The organism is Psychrobacter sp. GTC18467 (genome assembly GCF_055397455.1).
The window spans coordinates 1,975,783-1,995,726 of record NZ_AP038920.1 but is presented as its reverse complement, the minus strand read 5'-3'; the positions used below and the strand labels follow the sequence as shown (position 1 = coordinate 1,995,726).

The 19,944-nt window shown below is 46.3% G+C and carries 14 protein-coding genes; 8 read left to right on the top strand and 6 right to left on the bottom strand.

All coding sequences use genetic code 11. From position 1 onward, the window contains the following. Positions 1 to 105: 105 nt before the first annotated feature. From nuoC to rplU, 6 genes are all read right to left on the bottom strand, one after another. A complete protein-coding gene (nuoC, locus tag ACZ5XY_RS08860) occupies positions 106 to 1,875 on the bottom strand; it encodes an NADH-quinone oxidoreductase subunit C/D (RefSeq protein ID WP_464740862.1) in 1,770 nt (589 codons plus the stop codon). 39 nt (positions 1,876 to 1,914) lie between these two features. Then, the gene (locus ACZ5XY_RS08855; RefSeq protein WP_464740860.1) at positions 1,915 to 2,583 is read right to left on the bottom strand and encodes a NuoB/complex I 20 kDa subunit family protein; all 669 of its coding nucleotides are present in this window, start codon (positions 2,581 to 2,583) and stop codon (positions 1,915 to 1,917) included. A gap of 60 nt (positions 2,584 to 2,643) precedes the next feature. Continuing rightward, positions 2,644 to 3,252 carry an NADH-quinone oxidoreductase subunit A gene (gene ndhC / locus ACZ5XY_RS08850; RefSeq protein ID WP_464740858.1) on the bottom strand — a complete coding sequence of 203 codons (609 nt, stop codon included), beginning with the start codon at positions 3,250 to 3,252 and terminating at the stop codon, positions 2,644 to 2,646. Between the two features lie 745 nt (positions 3,253 to 3,997). Next, complete coding sequence (lolA, locus tag ACZ5XY_RS08845; protein ID WP_464740856.1) at positions 3,998 to 4,684, bottom strand: outer membrane lipoprotein periplasmic chaperone LolA; 687 nt, start codon at positions 4,682 to 4,684, stop codon at positions 3,998 to 4,000. Positions 4,685 to 5,090: 406 nt separating this feature from the next. Then, positions 5,091 to 5,348 (bottom strand): 50S ribosomal protein L27, encoded by a 258-nt coding sequence (rpmA, locus tag ACZ5XY_RS08840; RefSeq protein ID WP_201532977.1) that lies wholly within the window; start codon positions 5,346 to 5,348, stop codon positions 5,091 to 5,093. A 53-nt stretch (positions 5,349 to 5,401) separates the two neighbouring features. Further along, entirely contained in the window at positions 5,402 to 5,713 is a 312-nt protein-coding gene (gene rplU, locus ACZ5XY_RS08835; protein WP_464740854.1) for a 50S ribosomal protein L21, read from the bottom strand. Between the two features lie 372 nt (positions 5,714 to 6,085). Here rplU and ACZ5XY_RS08830 point away from each other — a divergent pair, with 372 nt between their 5' ends. From ACZ5XY_RS08830 to ACZ5XY_RS08795, 8 genes are all read left to right on the top strand, one after another. Beyond that, on the top strand, positions 6,086 to 7,102 hold the full coding sequence (locus tag ACZ5XY_RS08830; RefSeq protein WP_464740852.1) for a polyprenyl synthetase family protein: 1,017 nt from the start codon (positions 6,086 to 6,088) through the stop codon (positions 7,100 to 7,102). A 571-nt stretch (positions 7,103 to 7,673) separates the two neighbouring features. After that, complete coding sequence (locus ACZ5XY_RS08825; RefSeq protein WP_464740850.1) at positions 7,674 to 9,059, top strand: efflux RND transporter periplasmic adaptor subunit; 1,386 nt, start codon at positions 7,674 to 7,676, stop codon at positions 9,057 to 9,059. Between the two features lie 34 nt (positions 9,060 to 9,093). Further along, complete coding sequence (locus ACZ5XY_RS08820) at positions 9,094 to 12,366, top strand: efflux RND transporter permease subunit (RefSeq protein ID WP_464740848.1); 3,273 nt, start codon at positions 9,094 to 9,096, stop codon at positions 12,364 to 12,366. Next, positions 12,363 to 14,138, top strand: coding sequence for an efflux transporter outer membrane subunit (locus ACZ5XY_RS08815; RefSeq protein ID WP_464740846.1), 1,776 nt, complete (start codon positions 12,363 to 12,365; stop codon positions 14,136 to 14,138). Before ACZ5XY_RS08820 ends, ACZ5XY_RS08815 begins: the two co-directional genes overlap by 4 nt. A 147-nt stretch (positions 14,139 to 14,285) precedes the next feature. Next, complete coding sequence (hemB, locus tag ACZ5XY_RS08810; RefSeq protein WP_464740844.1) at positions 14,286 to 15,293, top strand: porphobilinogen synthase; 1,008 nt, start codon at positions 14,286 to 14,288, stop codon at positions 15,291 to 15,293. 268 nt (positions 15,294 to 15,561) lie between these two features. Further along, positions 15,562 to 17,595 (top strand): UvrD-helicase domain-containing protein, encoded by a 2,034-nt coding sequence (locus ACZ5XY_RS08805; protein WP_464740842.1) that lies wholly within the window; start codon positions 15,562 to 15,564, stop codon positions 17,593 to 17,595. Between the two features lie 42 nt (positions 17,596 to 17,637). Further along, positions 17,638 to 18,099 (top strand): dUTP diphosphatase, encoded by a 462-nt coding sequence (gene dut, locus ACZ5XY_RS08800; protein ID WP_464740840.1) that lies wholly within the window; start codon positions 17,638 to 17,640, stop codon positions 18,097 to 18,099. An 81-nt stretch (positions 18,100 to 18,180) separates the two neighbouring features. Then, positions 18,181 to 19,863: a phosphohexomutase domain-containing protein gene (locus ACZ5XY_RS08795; RefSeq protein ID WP_464740838.1), complete on the top strand. Its 1,683-nt coding sequence runs from the start codon at positions 18,181 to 18,183 to the stop codon at positions 19,861 to 19,863. Positions 19,864 to 19,944 lie beyond the last annotated feature (81 nt).

Here is a 19,944-nt window from a genome sequence, read left to right as displayed (position 1 = left end):
TCAGGCGGCTGCCATTTAGCTTTGTTTCTTTGAGCTTGCTTGCTTTTAACTACATTACTTTAGCAAAGTTACTTTGAGCGTCATTGCTTTGACAAACGGTATTTATTAACGGTCACAATCCGCCATCACAATATCAATCGATGCCAAATACATAATGGCATCGGACACCAACGACCCGTTAATCACTGAGGGCATCTGCTGAATATGAGCAAACGTCGGCGTTCTGATTCGGGTTCGATAACTCATCGTCGAGCGGTCTGAGGTGATGTAATAACTGTTCAGCCCTTTGGTCGCCTCAACAATGGTGGTGCACTCGCCCGCTGGCATTACAGGACCCCAAGATACCGATAAAAAGTGGTTAATCAAGGTTTCAATGTCATTGAGCGTTCTGTCTTTTGGCGGCGGAACGGCAAGTGGATGATTGGCTTTATAAGGACCTTGCGGCATATTGTCCAAGCACTGACGGATAATGCGTAATGATTGACGCATCTCTTCCATCTTAACCATACAGCGGTCGTAAGCATCACCGTTGTAACCGACTGGAATTTCAAAGTCGTAATTTTCATAGCCCATATAAGGTCGGGCTTTTCGAAGGTCAAAATCGATGCCGGTAGCGCGAAGTCCGGCGCCGGTCACGCCCCAAGCAAGCGCTTGCTTGGCATTATACTGAGCCACGTTTTGAGTTCTGCCTTTTAATACGCTGTTTTGTAGCGCCGCTTTGGTATATTCATCCAAGCGCTTGGGCATCCAATCTAAAAACTCGCGAACCAGTTTTTGCCAACCAATCGGCAAGTCCGCTGCTGTTCCGCCAATTCGGAACCACGCCGGATGCATCCGGTAACCGGTGACCGCTTCAATCACGTCATAAGCTTTTTGGCGGTCGGTAAACATATAAAAGACCGGCGTCATCCCGCCTGCGTCTTGAATAAAGGTGCCGACGTACAATAAGTTATTGGTAATTCTAAAAAACTCGCTCATCATCACCCGAATGACTTCCGCGCGCGGCGGAACGGTAATTCCGGCAAGTTTTTCAACCGACATCACATAAGGCAATTCATTCATCACCCCGCCCAAATAATCAATCCGGTCGGTATAAGGAATATAAGAGTGCCACGTTTGCCGCTCCGCCATTTTTTCAGCGCCGCGGTGGTGATAGCCAATATCAGGGATACAATCAACGACTTCCTCGCCGTCCAATTGCAGCACCAAACGAAACGCCCCGTGAGCTGAGGGGTGGTTTGGACCAATGTTCAAAAACATAAAGTCTTCGTCACGACCTGAGCGCTTCATTCCCCATTCTTCTGGCACAAAGCGCAAGTTTTCTTGCTCAAATTGCTGCTTGGCGGCGTTTAAAAAATACGGGGTAAATTCAGTCGCGCGGGCGTGATATTCTTTTCTTAAAGGGTGACCTTCCCAATATTTTGGCAATAAAATTCGCGTTAAATGCGGATGACCGTCAAAAACAATGCCAAACATATCCCAAACTTCGCGCTCATACCAGTTGGCATTGGGCCAAATATTGGTCGCGGTTGGCAAACTTAAATCATCTTCGCTAAGCGCCACTTTCACCCGAATATCACTGTTGCGCTCAAGCGACATTAAATGATAAAACACGGTAAAGTCGCTGTCAGGCAAGCCTTGACGGTGCTGACGCAAGCGCTCATCCATCGCCGATAAGTCAAACATCATCACATAAGGCTTGGGCAGTTTTCGTAAAAACAATAAGACTTCGTGAATGTCTTCGCGGGCAACCCAAACCGTTGGGATGTTATCCACGGTGTGCTGAACGACAAATCTTCCTGAAAACGCTTGTTCAAGCTCAGTGATAACCGCAGGCAGCGACTGCAACTCTGAATTTTCAACGACCGTGACCATGAATGAACCTTTCCTTTTTCACGCAATAAGCGAAATCAATTAAATACTGTCGGGGCTGCGCAGGTTTTTTACTGCAATGCGGTCAGCCTGTTTGCGGTCGCGCTCAGGCAGCATTTGCGGCTGATAAATACCTTGGTCTTTCATATGAATGCCAAGTGGCCGGCGCTCTTTAGTGATGGACTCTTGAAGCAGCATTAACGCTTGAATCAGCGCTTCAGGTCGCGGCGGGCAACCGGGGATATAAACGTCCACCGGAATAATCTTATCAACACCTTGAACGACCGAATAAATATCGTACATGCCGCCTGAGTTGGCACAAGCACCCATAGAAATGACCCATTTGGGCTCAAGCATTTGCTCATAAAGGCGCTGAATGACCGGCGCCATTTTAATAAAACAAGTCCCTGCCACAATCATCACGTCCGCTTGCCGTGGGGAGGCTCGGATAACTTCTGCCCCAAATCGGGACAAATCATGAACCGCGGTCAACGTGGTGGCATATTCCACATAGCAGCACGACGTTCCAAAGTTAAACGGCCAAAGCGAGTGCTTGCGACCCCAGTTGGCTGTTGAATGGATTAAATCTTCAAGCCGCCCCATAAAGACGTTTTTATTGACTTCGCTTTCTGTCGGGTCTTCAACCGTTTGCCGCGACTGCGCAGGATAGACATCCGCATCAGGATTAGCTTTTGTTAAGGTATATTTCATATCAGACCACCGTTTATTACTGTCAGGCTTGCGCCTATAATCGTTATATTGACGCTGCCCTTACTTGTTAGCAGGCGCTGCAAAATCCACCGTGGTAATATTTCCCGTGGTATTAATATGGTCAATGCGCTCAAGATGACGGCGGTTGGCTTCAATGTTGTTGGACACGTTGATTTGACCTGAGGACTGAGCAGGAACTTTACCTGTGGGGTCAACCACCAATTCATGAACGCCATCAAACTCAGTGATTGCTGCCAAATCAAACCCTTCAGGCTTGGCATACAGTCGCGCTTTTTTACGCAATTTATCAGCCGGTGCCCAATTGAGTGCCCCTAAGTTTAGCGCATAAACCAAACCAATCAGCAAATCAATGATAAAGGTCGCCGCGGCAATAAAGCCCGCCCAACCTGTTTCTCGAACGGAAACGGCATAAGCATACAAGTAAAGCGCTTCTAAATCGAAAATCACAAAGAAAATCGCCACCAAATAAAATTTGGCAGACAAACGAATACGGGCATTGCCAGCTCCGACAACGCCCGCCTCAAAGATTTCTTCTTTTTGCATACCTTGTGATTTGCCACCTAACAGGCGCGGCACCACAAGCATAAATACGACTAAGCCGATTGCGGCTAAAATAAATGCTACTGCTGACCAATTAAAGGCAGTCATGATTACGGGCTCCTCACCTCATCAAGGTTTAAGCACTCGTTTATAAATGCCAAACCCTGACAAACACAAGCTTTGTGTTGGTAATGACCAGTTATCAAGAGGAAGATTGAGCGCCAACTTGCGACTTATCAAAGCGGTACGATTTTGGTTGCGGTCAAGATTTCACCGATATGACAAAGCAGCCAAAACATCAAGTCGTCAACGCTAAAATAAGAGGATCTATAAAGGTACTATAGATAAGAGCTGGTCGCCAAATATCGAAAGTTTCAGCACAAATAACCTTATTAAATCAATATCATAGACAATTACTTAATTGATTTAATAACTCATTAAGACAGGCTGACTCATCCTTTGACAACTGGCACAAAATTGTTTGTTCACTATACGCACATCGACGTCTAAAAGCTAGGACTTGCCGGACGACCTACGGTTTTTATGCTACAAAATATATTTTTTGTAAGAAAAAAAGCGCTAAGCTCATCGCTCCTAAAACCTTCATCATCATGCCATTTATGATAAGTGCTTGATTGTAAAAATAATTACCAATTAGCGCTTAGACATCCCTTTGGACATGCGAAAAAATTTACCCATATTGTAAACCAATTTGTATCAATTGCAACCTATCGTCAGCCGAACTTTGGACAATCTTAGTACCCAAAATCGCGCAAAGCCTTACCCACAAAAAAACAGGTCGAAATTGACCTGTTTTTTATTTTTTATAACTTTTTATTGCCAGCGCTCATAATTACTGATTGATAACGTCAACACCTTTTGGCGGGATAAATTTAAACTGAGCCGCGCTGATGCTTGGGTTCAATTTGATATTGCTAAACTTGATAGAAGTCGTTTGCCCAAGCGAATCATTCAATACCATCATCACCGGCTTGCCGCCATTAAAGCTGATGGATAAGTTTTTAAAATTGGCATCGCCTGATTTTGGATACAGCACATAGTAGTTTTTGTTGCTGTAAGGCTGAGTGATTTTAAAGTTTTTATCAATCTTGCTTGGGTCGCCGGACAACAGTAGCGCAGGCGTGTTGCCCACTTGATTGTCAACGCTTTGCTTGGTGGCTTGTTCCAAGTCTTTGTCATAAACCCAAAGCATATTGCCATTTGCCACGATTAACTGCTCTGAGGGCGATTTGGTTTCCCAGCGAAAGTTATTGGGGCGTTGAACGCTCATTGAGCCTTTAAACGTGCCACTTTTTGCGCCTTTGGTGGTTTGGGTAAAATTAGCACTCATGCTTTTGGTATTAGCAAGCAAGCTATTTAAACGCTTAGCGGCGGTTAGACTGTCAGCAGCTGCCGCGTTCGCGCTTTGGCTGACTACCATCATTGGTGCGGCAATGCCTATTGAGGTCATGATCACGCCAGTTAAAGCGCCCGTCATTAGTTTTTGTTTTACCGTTAAAGAGTTTTTTAAATGAGTCATTGTCCTTCCTTCTAAGTTGTAAGGATGTCGCCTTACTGAAATAAATCATCGCTTTTAAACTAGGTTCTCAAACTAAGGTTTCGTTAAACCCATCAGGCTCTTGTGGGCAGCTGACTATTAAAGCGAATAAAAAATAAGCTAAATATTTACTTACAAGATTTGATAGCCACAAGTTTGCCAGTTTTTTTATTACGCGCCTAGTCGAAATTTGCAATGATTACTGCTATTGCCATACGCGCTTGTAACTTGAAGCGCGCCTTCAAAGCCTTTTCAGTCACAATCGCCAACCTTGTAAAGTTAAGCCATAATAAAGCTAAGTTATAGCTTTTTAAGTCTCATAAAAAAAGCCCCTATCAAACAATGATAAGGGCTTTTTTATCCTACGAGTTATCGTAGCAATTTTGGCTTATTCGCCTTCAACCGTCACATAACGGCGGTTTAAACGACCTTTGGTGGCAAATTTAACCACACCGTCATTTAAAGCAAATAGCGTGTGGTCACGACCCATGCCAACGCCTTCGCCAGCGTGGAATTCGGTGCCGCGCTGACGCACGATGATGTTGCCAGCAACAACTTCTTGACCGCCAAATACTTTAACGCCAAGCATTTTTGGGTTTGAGTCACGACCGTTACGGGTAGAACCGGCAGCTTTTTTATGTGCCATAAGATTATCTCCTTGTTAATTTAGCGTTTGAGCAATTATTTAAAAGTAAATAATTAAGCGTTAATCGCTTTGATTTTTAACAAGGTGTACCACTGACGGTGACCTTGCTCTTTGTGGTAGTGCTTACGGCGGCGGTGTTTAACGATGCGGATTTTGTCGCCGCGACCGTGGTCAACCACTTCAACGTCAACGGTTGCGCCTTCAACAACTGGCTGACCGATTTTGATGTCATCGCCATTTACGACCATTAATACGTCGTCAAGCGTTAAGGTTGCGCCTTTTTCTGCTTTGAGTAGTTCAACTTTAAGCAACTCATCGACGGCCACACGGTGCTGTTTACCACCACTTTTGATTACTGCGTACATTGTTTGACTCCGCTTAACCCGAGTGCCGTGGTAGGTGTGATACCCACACTTTAAACGGTCACGACAGGGAAAAATAAAGGCAAGATTTTACGAAATTTTTGGGATAAAAGCAAGTCAAGCTTAGGCTTTTTAGTCAAGCAAACGGCTGATTTATTTTAAATTCGCGCGCTTTTTGGCAGGCGATGCAAGATGTAGGCAGTTTTATTTGCGGTAGCTTATCTTTTATCTTTCTTGACAAGTTTTATTCCGGCTTAATAGATGCGGCAAGCTTGCCGGCTATGCTATGATAAAACCGGTAACTTATTCTTATAACCACGACTTTTTAGTGGATGACTTTTTTCTTTTTTTACTTTTGATATTTGACCGGTGATTATGACCACAACTTTATTAGCGGCTGATTCGCCCAAAGCCGTCAGCTATAGCGACATTCAAAGTATCGTCAGCGACGACTTTGCCATTATGGACAAGCAGGTTTTTGGTAGCCTCAATTCCAAAGTCCAATTGGTGATGAGCGTTTCTAACCACGTGATTAACGCCGGCGGCAAGCGGATGCGACCGCTGATTACCCTGCTTTGTTCGCGGATGTTTGAGGACGCGCCGTCGCATCCGGCGATGCATTTGGCAGCAATTACGGAGATGCTGCACACAGCAACGCTGGTTCATGATGATGTGATTGATGAGTCCGGTCAGCGCCGCGGCAAACCAACCGCAAACGCCACTTGGGACAATGCAACCGCCGTTTTGGTGGGCGATTATCTGATTGCTCGCGCCTTTAACTTACTGGTTGGCTTTCAAAGCTTGCCATTATTGCAGCTGTTTTCTGACGGCACTTGTGATATTGCTGAAGGTGAGGTGCTTCAGTTGCAGCATCAGCACAACCCTGAAGCCACCGAAAGCGATTATTTGCGAATTATTGATGGTAAAACGTCGCGGCTGTTTATGATGGCAACGCAAGGGGCGGCAATTTTGCAGGGTCAAGAGCAGTATTTAGCACCCCTTGCCGATTTTGGTCAGCATTTTGGCAATGCCTTTCAAATCATTGATGACGTTTTGGACTATAGCGGCGACAGCGCGGTGATGGGTAAAAACTTGGGCGATGATTTGGCAGAAGGTAAGCCGACGTTGCCGACCATTAAAGCGCTTGAATTGTTAAAAAACAGCAATCCGGATGGCTTTAATAAACTTAGAATCGCGGTGCAAACGGGCAAAACCGATGACAATGAGGGCTTAATCCGTTTGGTTCGCGAGTCGGGGTCGCTTGAGTATTGCAAACAGCGCGCTTTGGAAGAAACCAAGCTTGCCCAAGCTGCCTTATCAAAGCTTCCTGATAATCAATACCGTCAAGGGTTGATGGATTTGACCCAACTTGCGGTATCAAGGTTGATTTAACCACGGTTTATTTGACCCTAAGTTTTAATTTATGCTTTCAAAGACTTCTGCAACAAGAAGTCTTTTTTTAAGCTGTTCATCTTTTCTAATCAGCTGTAAAAACAAGCTAAACGATACTGAGCATATTTTTCACTTGCAAATTTTGCCAAAGTCGCTACAAAGCATGAGTTAAGCCCTTTTTTTATAAAATCCCGACCAAAAAGCTTTGATATAACAATTCTTAACAATTTTGCGGCAATAAATCTTGCTAAAGTTTCCTGAGCGTTTTTTCATGTAATGCTTGTAATTACGACAGTTTTTTTAATCAAAAATTTAAAAAGCACTTTAAGTTCACAGCTTCGCTAAGTTTTTGGCTTGACTGTGGGGTTATCCCTATAGTTTATAATACTTGATTGAATTAAATTTACTTATCCGGTTGTTGCTGCTTTGATGATGCTCAGCGCTGTCTTTACCTTAGGCTGGCAATTTGAGGCAGTAAACCGATACTCCTGCAAAACTTACTGATAACGACGCAAAACCTTATGTATTCTGCACTTTTTTTTCTTGATTTTTTTTATCGCCGAGGACATTGATGAAGCACTCATATCTTGCGCTTATAATCGCAGCTGTATTATCAAGCGCCGCGTTGGTTGGCTGTGACAAAAAAGAAGACGGCAGCGCCGCCGCTCAGCAGCAGATGCCGCCGGCGGTGGTCAATGTTCAAACCATAACCCTTGGCACTGTACCTCAAGTTCAAAACTTTTCAGGTCGAACCACCGCCTATCAAACGGCTGACGTTCGACCACAGGTCACTGGCATCATTGATGAGGTGTTGTTCCGTGAAGGCAGCTTTGTCAAAAAAGGTCAGCCGCTGTATCGCATTAACACCGACAATTATACCTCGTCCATCAGCAGCGGTCAGGCAGCCATTGAGCAAGCTCAAGCAAATTATCAAACAGCGGTTGCCAACAATGCCAACGCCAAAGCTGAGCTTGCCAGCCGTCAAGCCTCGCTTGCCCAAGCGCAAAATGATTTAAACCGTTTAAAAGGCTTGATTGATATTGATGCGATTTCAAAGCAGCAATATGACCAAGCAATGACCCAAGTCCGAACGGCGCAAGCGGCGGTGGAAAGCGCTCGTGCGGCAATCGGGCAAACCGAAGCCGGAATAGCCAGTGCTAAAGCCGGAATTCAAACGGCAAAATCTGGTCTTGAAGCCAGCACTTTGGATTTAAACCGAACCATCGTTCGCGCACCGATTTCTGGGCGCACTGAGCGCTCGTCAGTTACCGCAGGGGCATTGGTGAGTGCCGGTCAGCCTAATGCACTGGTGACGATTTCAAGCCTTGACCCTATTTATGTGGATATCAGTCAATCCTCATCAGAATTGCTAAAACTGCGCCAACAACTTGCCAGTGGCAAGGCTCAAGAAGGCATGAATTCGGTTGAGCTTGTGCTTGAAGACGGCTCGGTATATCCGGTTCAAGGTAAGCTTGCGCTTGCTGAAGCCAAAGTTGATGAGTCAACGGGCGCGGTGACCTTGCGGGCGGTATTCCCCAATGACAATGGCGTTTTGCTTCCTGGCATGTACGTCAATGCAAGACTGATTCAAAGCGTGGTACCAAATGCTGCCCTTATCCCGCAAAGCGCCGTCATGCGGACACCTAAAGGTGATACTCAGGTTTATATTGTGGATGCCAACAACAAAATCCAAGTTCGTCCTGTCACGATTGATGGCACTTATGAAGACAAATGGGTGGTCACCGATGGTTTAACTAATGGCGACCAAGTGGTGGTCATCGGTGGCTCAAAAGTCAAGCCAGAACAAGAAGTGGTGGTCAAGCCGCTTGAGGACCCAAACGCCAGCCCTGAGAAAAAAGAGGCGGCAACCCGTGAAGCTCAAGCCGGCGCAAAAACGCCAAAGCAAGCGGCTAAAGACACAGCTACAGCTACAAAAGATAAGTCTGCTGCCAATTAATCCCACTCAAGATAGGAAGACTTAGGAATAAACTATGTCACGTTTTTTTATTGATCGCCCTATTTTTGCTTGGGTGATGGCTATTTTAGTCATGTTGCTTGGGATTATCTCAGTCGTCAATTTGCCGATTGAGCAGTACCCAAGAATTGCCCCACCAACGATTTCTGTCAGTGCCAACTACCCTGGTGCGAACGCGCAAACCGTTGAAGACTCTGTGGTGCAAATTATTGAGCAGCGGATGAAAGGTCTTGATGGTCTCATGTATATGTCATCGTCAAGTTCATCAAACGGCGGCGCCTCGGTCACTTTGACCTTTGAAAACGGCACCGATCCTGATACGGCGCAAGTTCAGGTGCAAAACAAGCTGCAAGCGGCAATGAGCGCTTTGCCGCAAGAAGTTCAGCGCCAAGGGGTCAACGTCAACAAATCATCAAGCAGCTTTTTGATGGTTCAAGGCTTTATTTCAGAAAATGGCGAGATGGATCGCCAAGACATCGCCGATTATATCAACTCAAACGTCGTTGATCAGTTAAGCCGCGTTGAAGGGGTGGGTGAAGTTCAAGTGTTTGGGTCGTCTTATGCCATGCGCATTTGGCTTGACCCTGCCAAACTTCGTAGCTATAGCCTTGTACCGTCAGATGTGGTTAACGCCGTTCGCTCGCAAAACGCGCAAATCTCCGCCGGTCAATTGGGGCAAGCCCCTGCCGATACCGACCGTCAAGTGATTAACGCGACGGTCACTGTGCAAAGCTATCTGCAAACCCCTGAAGAGTTTCGCAATATTTTGCTCAAAACCGACCAATCTGGCGCTCAAGTTCGCTTAGGTGATGTCGCTGATGTTGAAATTGGCTCAGAAAACTACAGTGTAATTTCGTTATACAACGGTCAAGAAGCCGCAGGGCTTGGGATTTCACTGGCAGGTGGTGCCAACGCGCTTGAGACTCGCGAAGCCGTTGGCGCGCGAATGGCAGAGCTTGAACAAAACTTCCCTAAAGGGCTAACCACGGTTGTGCCTTATGACACGACGCCGTTTGTACGCTTGTCGATTGACCAAGTGGTTCATACGCTGATTGAAGCCATTGTTTTGGTTTTTATCGTCATGTTTATTTTCTTACAAAACTGGCGCGCTACCATCATTCCAACGCTTGCCGTTCCTGTCGTCTTGCTTGGCACCTTTGCGGTATTGTACGCAGCAGGCTTTAGTATCAACGTGTTGACCATGTTTGCCCTCGTGCTTTCCATCGGTCTTTTGGTTGATGACGCCATCGTCGTTGTTGAAAACGTCGAGCGGATTTTAGAAGAAAATCCCGACATTTCGGTCAAAGCGGCGACCATTCAATCGATGGGCGAAATCAGTAAAATCGTTATTGGTATCGCGCTGATTTTGTCCGCCGTGTTTGTGCCAATGGCATTTTTTGGTGGCTCAACCGGCGTCATCTACCGTCAGTTCTCCATCACCTTGATTACCAGTATGGTGCTGTCCGCACTTGTGGCATTGGTATTCACCCCTGCCCTTTGCGTGACCTTGCTAAAGCGTAGTAAAAGTCATGACAAAGCCAATCAAGAAAATCAAAAAGGCTTTTTTGGTTGGTTTAACCGCACCTTTTATCGCCTAAGCCACGGTTATGAAAACTTTGTGGGCAAAAGCTTTGCTCATAAATGGCTTTATGCCATTGCTTATGCGGCAATTATTGGCATTATGGCGGTTATTTTTCTGCGTATTCCAAGCTCATTTTTGCCCGAAGAAGACCAAGGCATTATGTTTACGCTAGTGCAATTGCCGGCAGGGTCAACGCTTGATGAAACCCAAGCGGTTCTTGATAAAGTTAACACCTATTATAACACCCAAGAAAAAGACAACATTGCCTCGGTATTTACCGTTGCCGGCTTTAGTTTTTCTGGTCAAGGTCAAAATATGGGATTGGCGTTTGTGCGTCTAACCGATTGGGCTGACCGAAAAGGCGATGAAAATACCGCACAAGCGGTTGCTGGTCGCGCGATGGGCTATTTTTTCACCCAATTAAATGAAGCTCAAGTGTTTGCCATTGTGCCGCCTGCGATTACCGAACTTGGTAATGCCAGTGGCTTTGATATGATGCTGCAAGATGTGGGCAATATCGGTCATGATGGGCTACTTGAGGCGCGAAATATGCTTCTTGGCATGGCCGCGCAAAGTGATAAAGTCACTGGAGTTCGCCCCAACGGTCAAGAGGACGCGCCGCAGCTCAAAGTCAATATCAACCAAGAGCAAGCTGCCGCTTATGGGTTATCACTTGCCAATATCAACAGCGTGATTTCAACGGCTTGGGGTTCAGGATATATCAATGACTTCGTTGACCGCGGCCGCATTAAACGGGTATTCGTTCAAGGTATCCCAAGCAGCCGAACCAACCCTGAAGACATTGGCAAATGGTATGTCCGCAATGACGCCGGCAATATGATTTCCTTTGATGCGTTTTCAAGCAGCGAATGGCAATCAGGGTCGCCAAGGCTGACCCGATATAACAGCTTACCCTCAATGAACATTCAAGGTAGCGCCGCTCCTGGTTTAAGTACCGGTGTGGCAATGGACGCCATGGAAGAAATGGTGGCTAAGCTTCCTGATGGCGTGGGCTTTGAATGGACGGGATTGTCTTTAGAGGAACAAAAATCCGGCGCGCAAGCTCCGATGCTCTATGCGCTTTCTATTCTTGTGGTATTCTTGTGCTTAGCGGCACTTTATGAAAGCTGGTCAATTCCGTTTTCGGTGCTTTTGGTGATTCCACTTGGGGTCTTAGGAGCCGCCATCTTTACGTGGCTGCGCGACTTTGCCAACGACGTTTATTTGCAAGTGGGATTGTTAACCGTGGTTGGACTTTCTGCCAAAAACGCCATTTTGATTATTGAATTTGCCAAAGAACACCAAGAAGCAGGTTATAGCCTTCGCGAGGCGGTCATGACGGCAGCAAGGCAACGATTGCGCCCAATTATCATGACCTCACTTGCCTTTGGTATCGGTGTTGTGCCATTATTTGTAGCAACCGGTGCCGGCTCTGGCAGCCAAAACGCAATTGGCACCAGCGTTCTTGGGGGTGTGGTTAGCGCCACCTTCTTAGGAATTTTCTTTATTCCGATGTTCTACATTTGGGTTCGCGGGATGTTTCCATTCAAATATGACAACCCACCAAATGATGGCGGCAACGGCGGCACTCCCAATGAGCCTATTGCGCCTGCGCCCGTGGATTTAGAAAAAACTCGTGATGACTATCCTATCAGCACGCCTGCAACCAGTTTTCCGCCTGTAAGCCTTGGAGACAATACAAAATGAGTTCTCGACCCATGATTTTACCAACTTTGTTACCAAAAGCTGCCCATGCTTCAGCGATTGGCAAAACTGGCGGTCGCCTGCTGGCGTTAAGCGCGCTTGCCCTCACTATGGCGGCGTGTCAAACCATCCCAAAGGCGGACAAAAGCCCTGTTTTGGCAGAACCTAACTTGCCGGTTGAAAAGCCGTTTAATGCGCTGGATAAAGAAACCACCAGCCGCGCTGATGAGCCCAGTCTTGCCGCGCAGCGCTGGCAAAACTTTTATAGCGATGAGCGCTTAAAAGGGCTGATTGCCTTAGGTCTGAGTAACAATAAAGACTTTAAAAACGCCAGCCTTGCTATCGAAAAAGCGCGGGCGCAATATCAAATCACCGACATTAATGATTTGCCAAGCATCAACGGCAGTGCGGGTGTGTCCCGCGCGCGCCAACGCGGTCAAACTGGCAATAGCTATAATGTCAATCTAGGACTGTCAAGCTATGAGCTTGATTTTTGGGGTAAAATTGCAAGCTTAAAAGACCAAGCGTTGCAAAACTTTTTGGCAACCACCGCCGCAAAAGACGCCACCCAAATCAGCCTGATTAGTAATATTGCCCAAAGCTATGCCAATTTAAGCTATAGCTTGGCGCAATTAAAGCTTGCTGAAGCCACCGTTGAAAGCCGCGAGCGCTCGTTGTTTATTGCCAACAAACGCTTTGAGGCCGGAATTGACCCCAAACTGCCCTCCCTGCAAGCCAGTGCCTCACTTGAAAACGCGCGCCTTGCGGTATTGCAGGCACAAAGCAGCATTTTAACCGCGCAAAACGCCTTGCAATATTTGATTGGCGCGCCGATTCCAAGCAATTTGATGCCAACGCCTGCGGTCAGCAACATCACCAACCACAGCATCTTTAGCGCAGGGCTTCCAAGTGAGCTTCTGCGCTTCCGACCGGATATTTTGCAAGCCGAGTACAATTTAAAAGCTGCCGGCGCCAATATTGATGTCGCCCGTGCCAATTACTACCCAACCATTAGCCTTGCCAGCAGCGTTGGGCTTAGCAGCTCAAGCTTAAGTGACTTGTTTAAAAGCGGCTCGTTTGGCTGGTCGATTGGTCCAAATTTAAGCGTGCCGATTTTTGATGGTGGCAGATTGAACGCCAACTATGAAGTTGCTCAAGTTGAACGTCAGCAAGCCTTAACCAACTATGAAAAGTCGATTCAAACGGCGTTTAAAGAAGTGTCCGACGTTCTTGCCACGCGCGCAACCTTAGGCGAGCAGTTAAACGCCCAATACCGCTTGCAAGATAACTTTGAGCAAACCTATCAAATTGCTGATGCCAGATTTAAAGCCGGAATTGCCAACTATTTGGACGTGCTTGATGCTCAGCGCTCGCTGTTTACCACTCAGCAGGGCATTTTAAACTTGGAATTGCAAAAAATTATCAGCCAAATTGAGCTTTATCAAGCGCTTGGCGGTGGGGCCAACCTTGATATTCCAAAAGTGATTCCGGTATCGCAATATACCAACCTTGCGCAAATTGGCAACCAAAACCGCGGCAACGGCGGCGCTGAAGCCAAAGCCGCTTACGCCGTGGAAGCCGCAAGCTCAGCTCGTGTGGCAACGCTACCTGAAGCGGTCGCCATTAAGCAAGCCAAATTACCTGCCAAAGCTGAATTTGAGCCAAAAGCAGTGGTTGACGTTACCAAAGATGGTAAACCGGACGCTACAGTCGGTACAGTAATTCAAGAAACGCCAGTGGATCAAGCGCCAGTTACCCCAATCGTTGGTCAGTAATCAGTTAGCATAAATGCCATCGATGACGAAAAAGCCCTGCCAAATCGGTGGGGCTTTTTGCTTTTAAGACCCTATTTTTAGTATAGTAGATTGGCTAATTTTAAAATCAATAACAATATCCCACCTAAATAACGATTAGGAACTCTTATGAGCTACACCTTTAACCGCCAATTCCCCGCCACTCGCCTACGCCGCTTGCGTTATAACGACAATGTTCGCGCGATGATTCGGGAGGTGGAATTGCACCCAAAACACTTTATTGCCCCTGTTTTTGTGTTAGAGGGCAGCAATCAGCGCGAAGCCATCAAAAGTATGCCCGGCGTTGAGCGCTTATCGATTGATTTGCTGATTAAATTTGCTAAAGAACTGCTGAGTGAGGGCGTCACCACCATCGACATTTTCCCTGTCATCGACAACAGCTTAAAAACGCCGGATGGTAAAATCGCTTATGATGACAATGGCTTAACTGCTCGTACTATTAAAGCGGTCAAAGATGCCATCCCTGAAATGGTGGTGATGACCGATGTGGCGCTCGACCCTTACACCTCGCACGGTCAAGACGGCTTGCTTGATGACACAGGCTACGTGGTTAATGACCCAACCGTTGACGTTCTTGTTAAGCAAGCCCTCGTTCATGCTCGCGCCGGCGCCGACATCATCTCCCCAAGCGACATGATGGACGGTCGAATCAAAGCCATGCGCGATGCCTTTGAAGCTGAAGGCTTTGCCAATACCGCGCTTATGGCATATTCTGCCAAATATGCTTCTGCTTATTATGGACCTTTCCGCGATGCGGTTGGTAGCGCCGGCAACCTAAAAGGCGGTCATAAAAAGCAGTACCAAATGGACTTTGGCAATCGCGCCGAAGCCTTGCACGAAGTTGCCTTAGACATTGCTGAAGGCGCGGACATGGTAATGATTAAACCGGGTCAGCCGTACCTTGATTTAATCCGCGAGGTTAAAGATACCTTTGGCGTTCCCACTTTTGCTTATCAAGTTTCCGGTGAATACGCCATGCACATGGCAGCCATTCAAAACGGTTGGCTGACCGATGCGGTGATTTTAGAATCATTAATAGGTTTCCGCCGCGCCGGCGCCGATGGTATCTTGACTTATTTTGCCTTGGAAGCCGCGCGGCAATTGAATAACGCTTAAATCTTTAACTTTTAATAAAATAAAAACGTCAATTTTAGATTGGCGTTTTTTGTTTTTTAATCAAAGCTCTATTAATCAAAGCCCTATCAAAATGCTTGCGGCATAAGTACGCAAAACCTTGCCGATTTGCTTTATAATAACTACCCAAAGCGAAACGCTAACCCATCTATTTTATTACCCTTATTTCACCTATCTTTTAAAGCCTAGCGGTAAAATGAGCTGATCATTTTGCCTAAATTTGGCTTTTTTGTAACAACGGAAAATCGTTATGAGTCAACTCAATCCCAAACAACAAGAAGCGATGCTTTACGTTTCAGGACCGCTACTGGTACTTGCTGGCGCAGGCTCAGGAAAGACCTCGGTCATCACTCGAAAAATCGCCCATTTGATTGAAGATTGCAACATTCCAGCCGAGCGCATCACCGCCGTTACCTTTACCAATAAAGCCGCTCGCGAAATGAAAGCTCGCGTTGGCAAGCTGCTATCAAGCGATAAAATGCGCGGTTTGACCGTGTCCACCTTTCACCAATTTGGGCTGCAATTTTTGCGCTATGAGCTGCTGCACACGCCGCTTAAAGGCAACTTTACCATCATGGACAGCGATGACAGCAAGCGGCTTTTGATGGAGCTCATGATGCGCGATAACTTATCAGGCGCAGAAAGTCGCGAGCTGGTTGGTAAAGCTATTAAAATGATTTCAGATTGGAAAAACGATTTGATCGAACCTGCCCAAGCAGCAGAGACATTAACTGACCCTGAGGATATGATTTTTGCCACGCTTTATGCGTTATATGAGCGCAATTTGCGGGCTTATAATGCCGTTGATTTTGATGATTTGATTGTTTTGCCGACCAAAATTTTACGCGAAAATCGTGAGCTTCGGGACAAATGGCAAAACCGAATCCGCTATTTGTTGGTCGATGAATACCAAGATACCAATACCGCGCAATACGAAATGATTAAAAACTTGGTTGGCGTTCAAGGTCGCTTTACCGTGGTTGGCGATGATGACCAGTCGATTTACGCTTGGCGCGGCGCCAAACCTGAAAATATGGCGCTGCTCAAAGAAGATTTTCCCAAGTTAAAAGTGATTAAACTTGAGCAAAATTACCGCTCAACCAACCGCATTTTGACCGCTGCCAACGCGGTGATTACCAATAACGAGCATTTATTTGAGAAAAAACTGTGGTCGGATAAAGGTCATGGCGAAAAAATCCGCATCATCAACTGCCGAAACGATGATGACGAAGCCGAGCGCGTGGCAAAAGAAATCGTTACTCATAAATTGCGTTATGGCAAAGAATGGGAAGATTACGCCGTGCTGTATCGAAGCAACTTTCAAGCGCGAATGCTTGAGGCTCAGCTTCGGCAATTGCAAGTGCCTTATAAATTGTCCGGCGGTCAGTCGTTTTTTGCCAAAAGCGAAATCAAAGACATCATGGGCTATTTGCGCCTCATTTTAAACCCTGAGGACGACAGCGCCTTTTTACGGATTATTAACACACCAAAGCGTGGCATGGGACCTGCCACGCTTGAAAAATTGGGACTGTTTGCTCAAGAGCATAGCATCTCCCTTTTAGCGGCTTGTAGTCATTCTGGGCTTTCGCATGTGTTACCAAGCAAAGCTTTTAGTACCTTAAAAGAATTTGGCGATTTTATTGAGCATTATACCCGCGAGCTTGACGGTCACGCTGATCCTGTGCCGGTGGTTCGGCAAATGATTGATGAAACCGGCTACATTGATTTTGTTCGCGCGGACGCCAAAACGCCGCAGCAAGAAAAAAACCGCTTGGACAATATCGACACGCTTTACGCCAGTATTCAAGCGCTGATTAACCGCGCTGAGGACGAGGACGACAAAACCATTGATAACGTCATTCGCAAGCTGGTGCTTCTTGATATGCTTGAGCAGCAGCAAGAAGAAGAAAATACTAATAAGGTTAATTTAATGACCTTGCACGCGGCAAAAGGTCTTGAATTTAACTACGTTTATATCATGGGGCTTGAAGAAGAAATGCTCCCGCACCGCAATTCTATCATTGGCGAGACGGTCGAAGAAGAGCGGCGCTTGATGTATGTGGGCATCACTCGCGCCCGTCAAGAGCTGACCTTGACCCTTGCCGCTCAGCGCCGCGCCGGTGGTCAAATGCGAACCACGTCCGAGTCGCGGTTTTTAGACGAGTTGCCCGATGACCACATCGATTGGCCTGCCAAAGCCAAAAAGAAAACCGCGCAAAAAGACCCTGAAAAAGTTGCTGATGAATATTTAGCCAATATTCGAGCGCTTTTGGGCAACCGCTAATTGCCGTTGGCTGATTTAACTCTCCAAAGAATAAGGAAAACCATGAAAGCTGTTCAAGTCAAAGTATTAAACCCAAAGCTGCTCGACCATAAAGACATGCTGCCAACGCGCGCCACCGAAGGTTCTGCGGGGATTGATTTGCGCGCCTGCATCGATGCGCCCATCACCATTAAAGCCGGCAGCACGCAGCTGATTGGCACAGGGCTTGCCGTTTATATCGCCGACCCCAATTTTGCCGGCATGATTTTACCGCGCTCAGGGCTTGGTCATAAGCGGGGCATCGTCCTTGGCAATTTGGTTGGGCTGATTGATGCCGACTACCAAGGTGAACTTTTGGTGAGCATTTGGAACCGCAGCAACAGCGACTTTGAATTGCAGCCGTTTGAGCGCATGGCGCAATATATTGTCGTTCCAGTTGCTAGACCTGAATTTGAACTCGTTGACGACTTTAGTAATGAAAGCGCTCGCGGCGCCGGCGGTTTTGGGCATTCAGGTCGGCAGTAGTTAACATTTACCGACACTATTTATAAGAAAATTGGGTTAATATATTATCTTTAGATAAACCTTTAGCATAAGGAGCGCGTCATGCCAACCTTTCGCGACCAACGCTCCTTATTTCGCGCCTATGACATTCGCGGTCATCATGAGCAGTTTACCGACAATTTTATTTTTGCGTTGGGAGTTGCCTTTGCCAAGCTGTTTAATAAGTTAAACTTTGACGGTCAAATCATCGTTATCGGCTTTGATGTTCGGTTAAAAAGCGACGATATTGCAAAAAATTTAGCAAAAACTTTGGCAAGTTTTGGTTTTAAGATTAAAATTTTAGGGCTTGTCACCACACCGATGATGGCATTTTGGGCGCAGCAGTTTGACGGTCACGGCATTATGGTAACTGCAAGCCATTCGGATAAAAACACCCTTGGTATTAAATGGATTATTGAAAATAATTCTGCCAGTGAAGCCGATATTAGCGCGCTTTTTCAAAGCTTAACTGCCACGCCGCAAAAGCTAACTTTAAATGCTCAAAACGTGGTTTATCTGCCTACCCAAAGGGTTTTTGATACCTATATAAACGCTTTAGCCCAAGTTTTTACCAAACTTTATCCAAAATCCGACTCAAAACTGCTCTTCACCATCGTTATCGACTGCATGAATGGCGCAGCAAGTGGCATTGCAAAAGTGCTATTTTCACGGTTTTGTCGGCGGGTTATCTTGATAAATGACATTCCCGACGGCAAATTTCCGAACGGTAATCCTGACCCAACCGAGCCGAACCGCTTAGCTGAGCTTCAACAATCAGTCATCGTTCTTGAGGCTGATTTAGGGCTTGCCTTTGATGGCGATGGCGACCGCCTGATGATTGTGGACAATCGCGGTAAAGTGGTGGCGCCCGACCATTTGCTATATTTACTTGCCAATGCCGCGCTGTCCTGCCAAACCGAGCTAAATGCGAGGGATAGCAAGCAAGTTTTATTTGATATTAAATGCTCACATCATTTGCCAAAATTGCTGCAAAACTTGGGAGCAATCCCTGTGATGACCCGAACCGGAAGCAGTATTTTGCGTCAAGAGCTTGATAAACGCCAAGATAGCGCCGTATTTGCAGGCGAGCTGTCAGGGCATTTCATTTTTAATGACGGCTTATTTATCCGTTATGATGACGCGATTTATGCCAGTTTACGGCTGCTTTTTTGGCTAAATAACCAACGTTATCAAGCTTATCAAGACAGCCAACGCCTTCAAATTCAATTAAAAAGCCTAACGGACAATTGGGGCGAACCCAAATCACAAAACCGCTATCAATTAACCGACATCACCCAATCGCTACCGTTAATGGTCAGTACCGCCGACCATTATTTGCCACTTGGCGCAAGCGCTTACCAACAGCCGCTTGCCTGCTCAATCGTGAGCCATTTGGCATTATTTTGCCAACAGTTACAAGCCATGATTGCAAGTTTTGATACAGAGGCAAGCGTCATTCAGCTTTGTGATTGCACCGATTGCCCCAAAATCAATATTTCAAAGTCACAGGCGCAGCAATTGCTGCCAAAAGGTACGATATTAAGTTGCATTGATGGCGTTCGCCTTGACTTTGCGCGCGGCTTTGGCGTGCTTCGTAAATCCAACACCAGTCACAGTTTAACCGTTCGCTTTGCTGGCGACAGCGTGGCGGATTTACTTGAAATCCGCTCGCGATTTGTGGCGCTTTGCCAATGGTTTGATGTCGATTTGGCACAAAAAATTGCAGGGCTTTTGCCCGAATGCTAAAAGTTATAGCATTGGGAAAAACCATTTTTTCAGGTATAGTAATTCTATTTTAATTTAACTAAAAGTTTGGAATACTTTAAA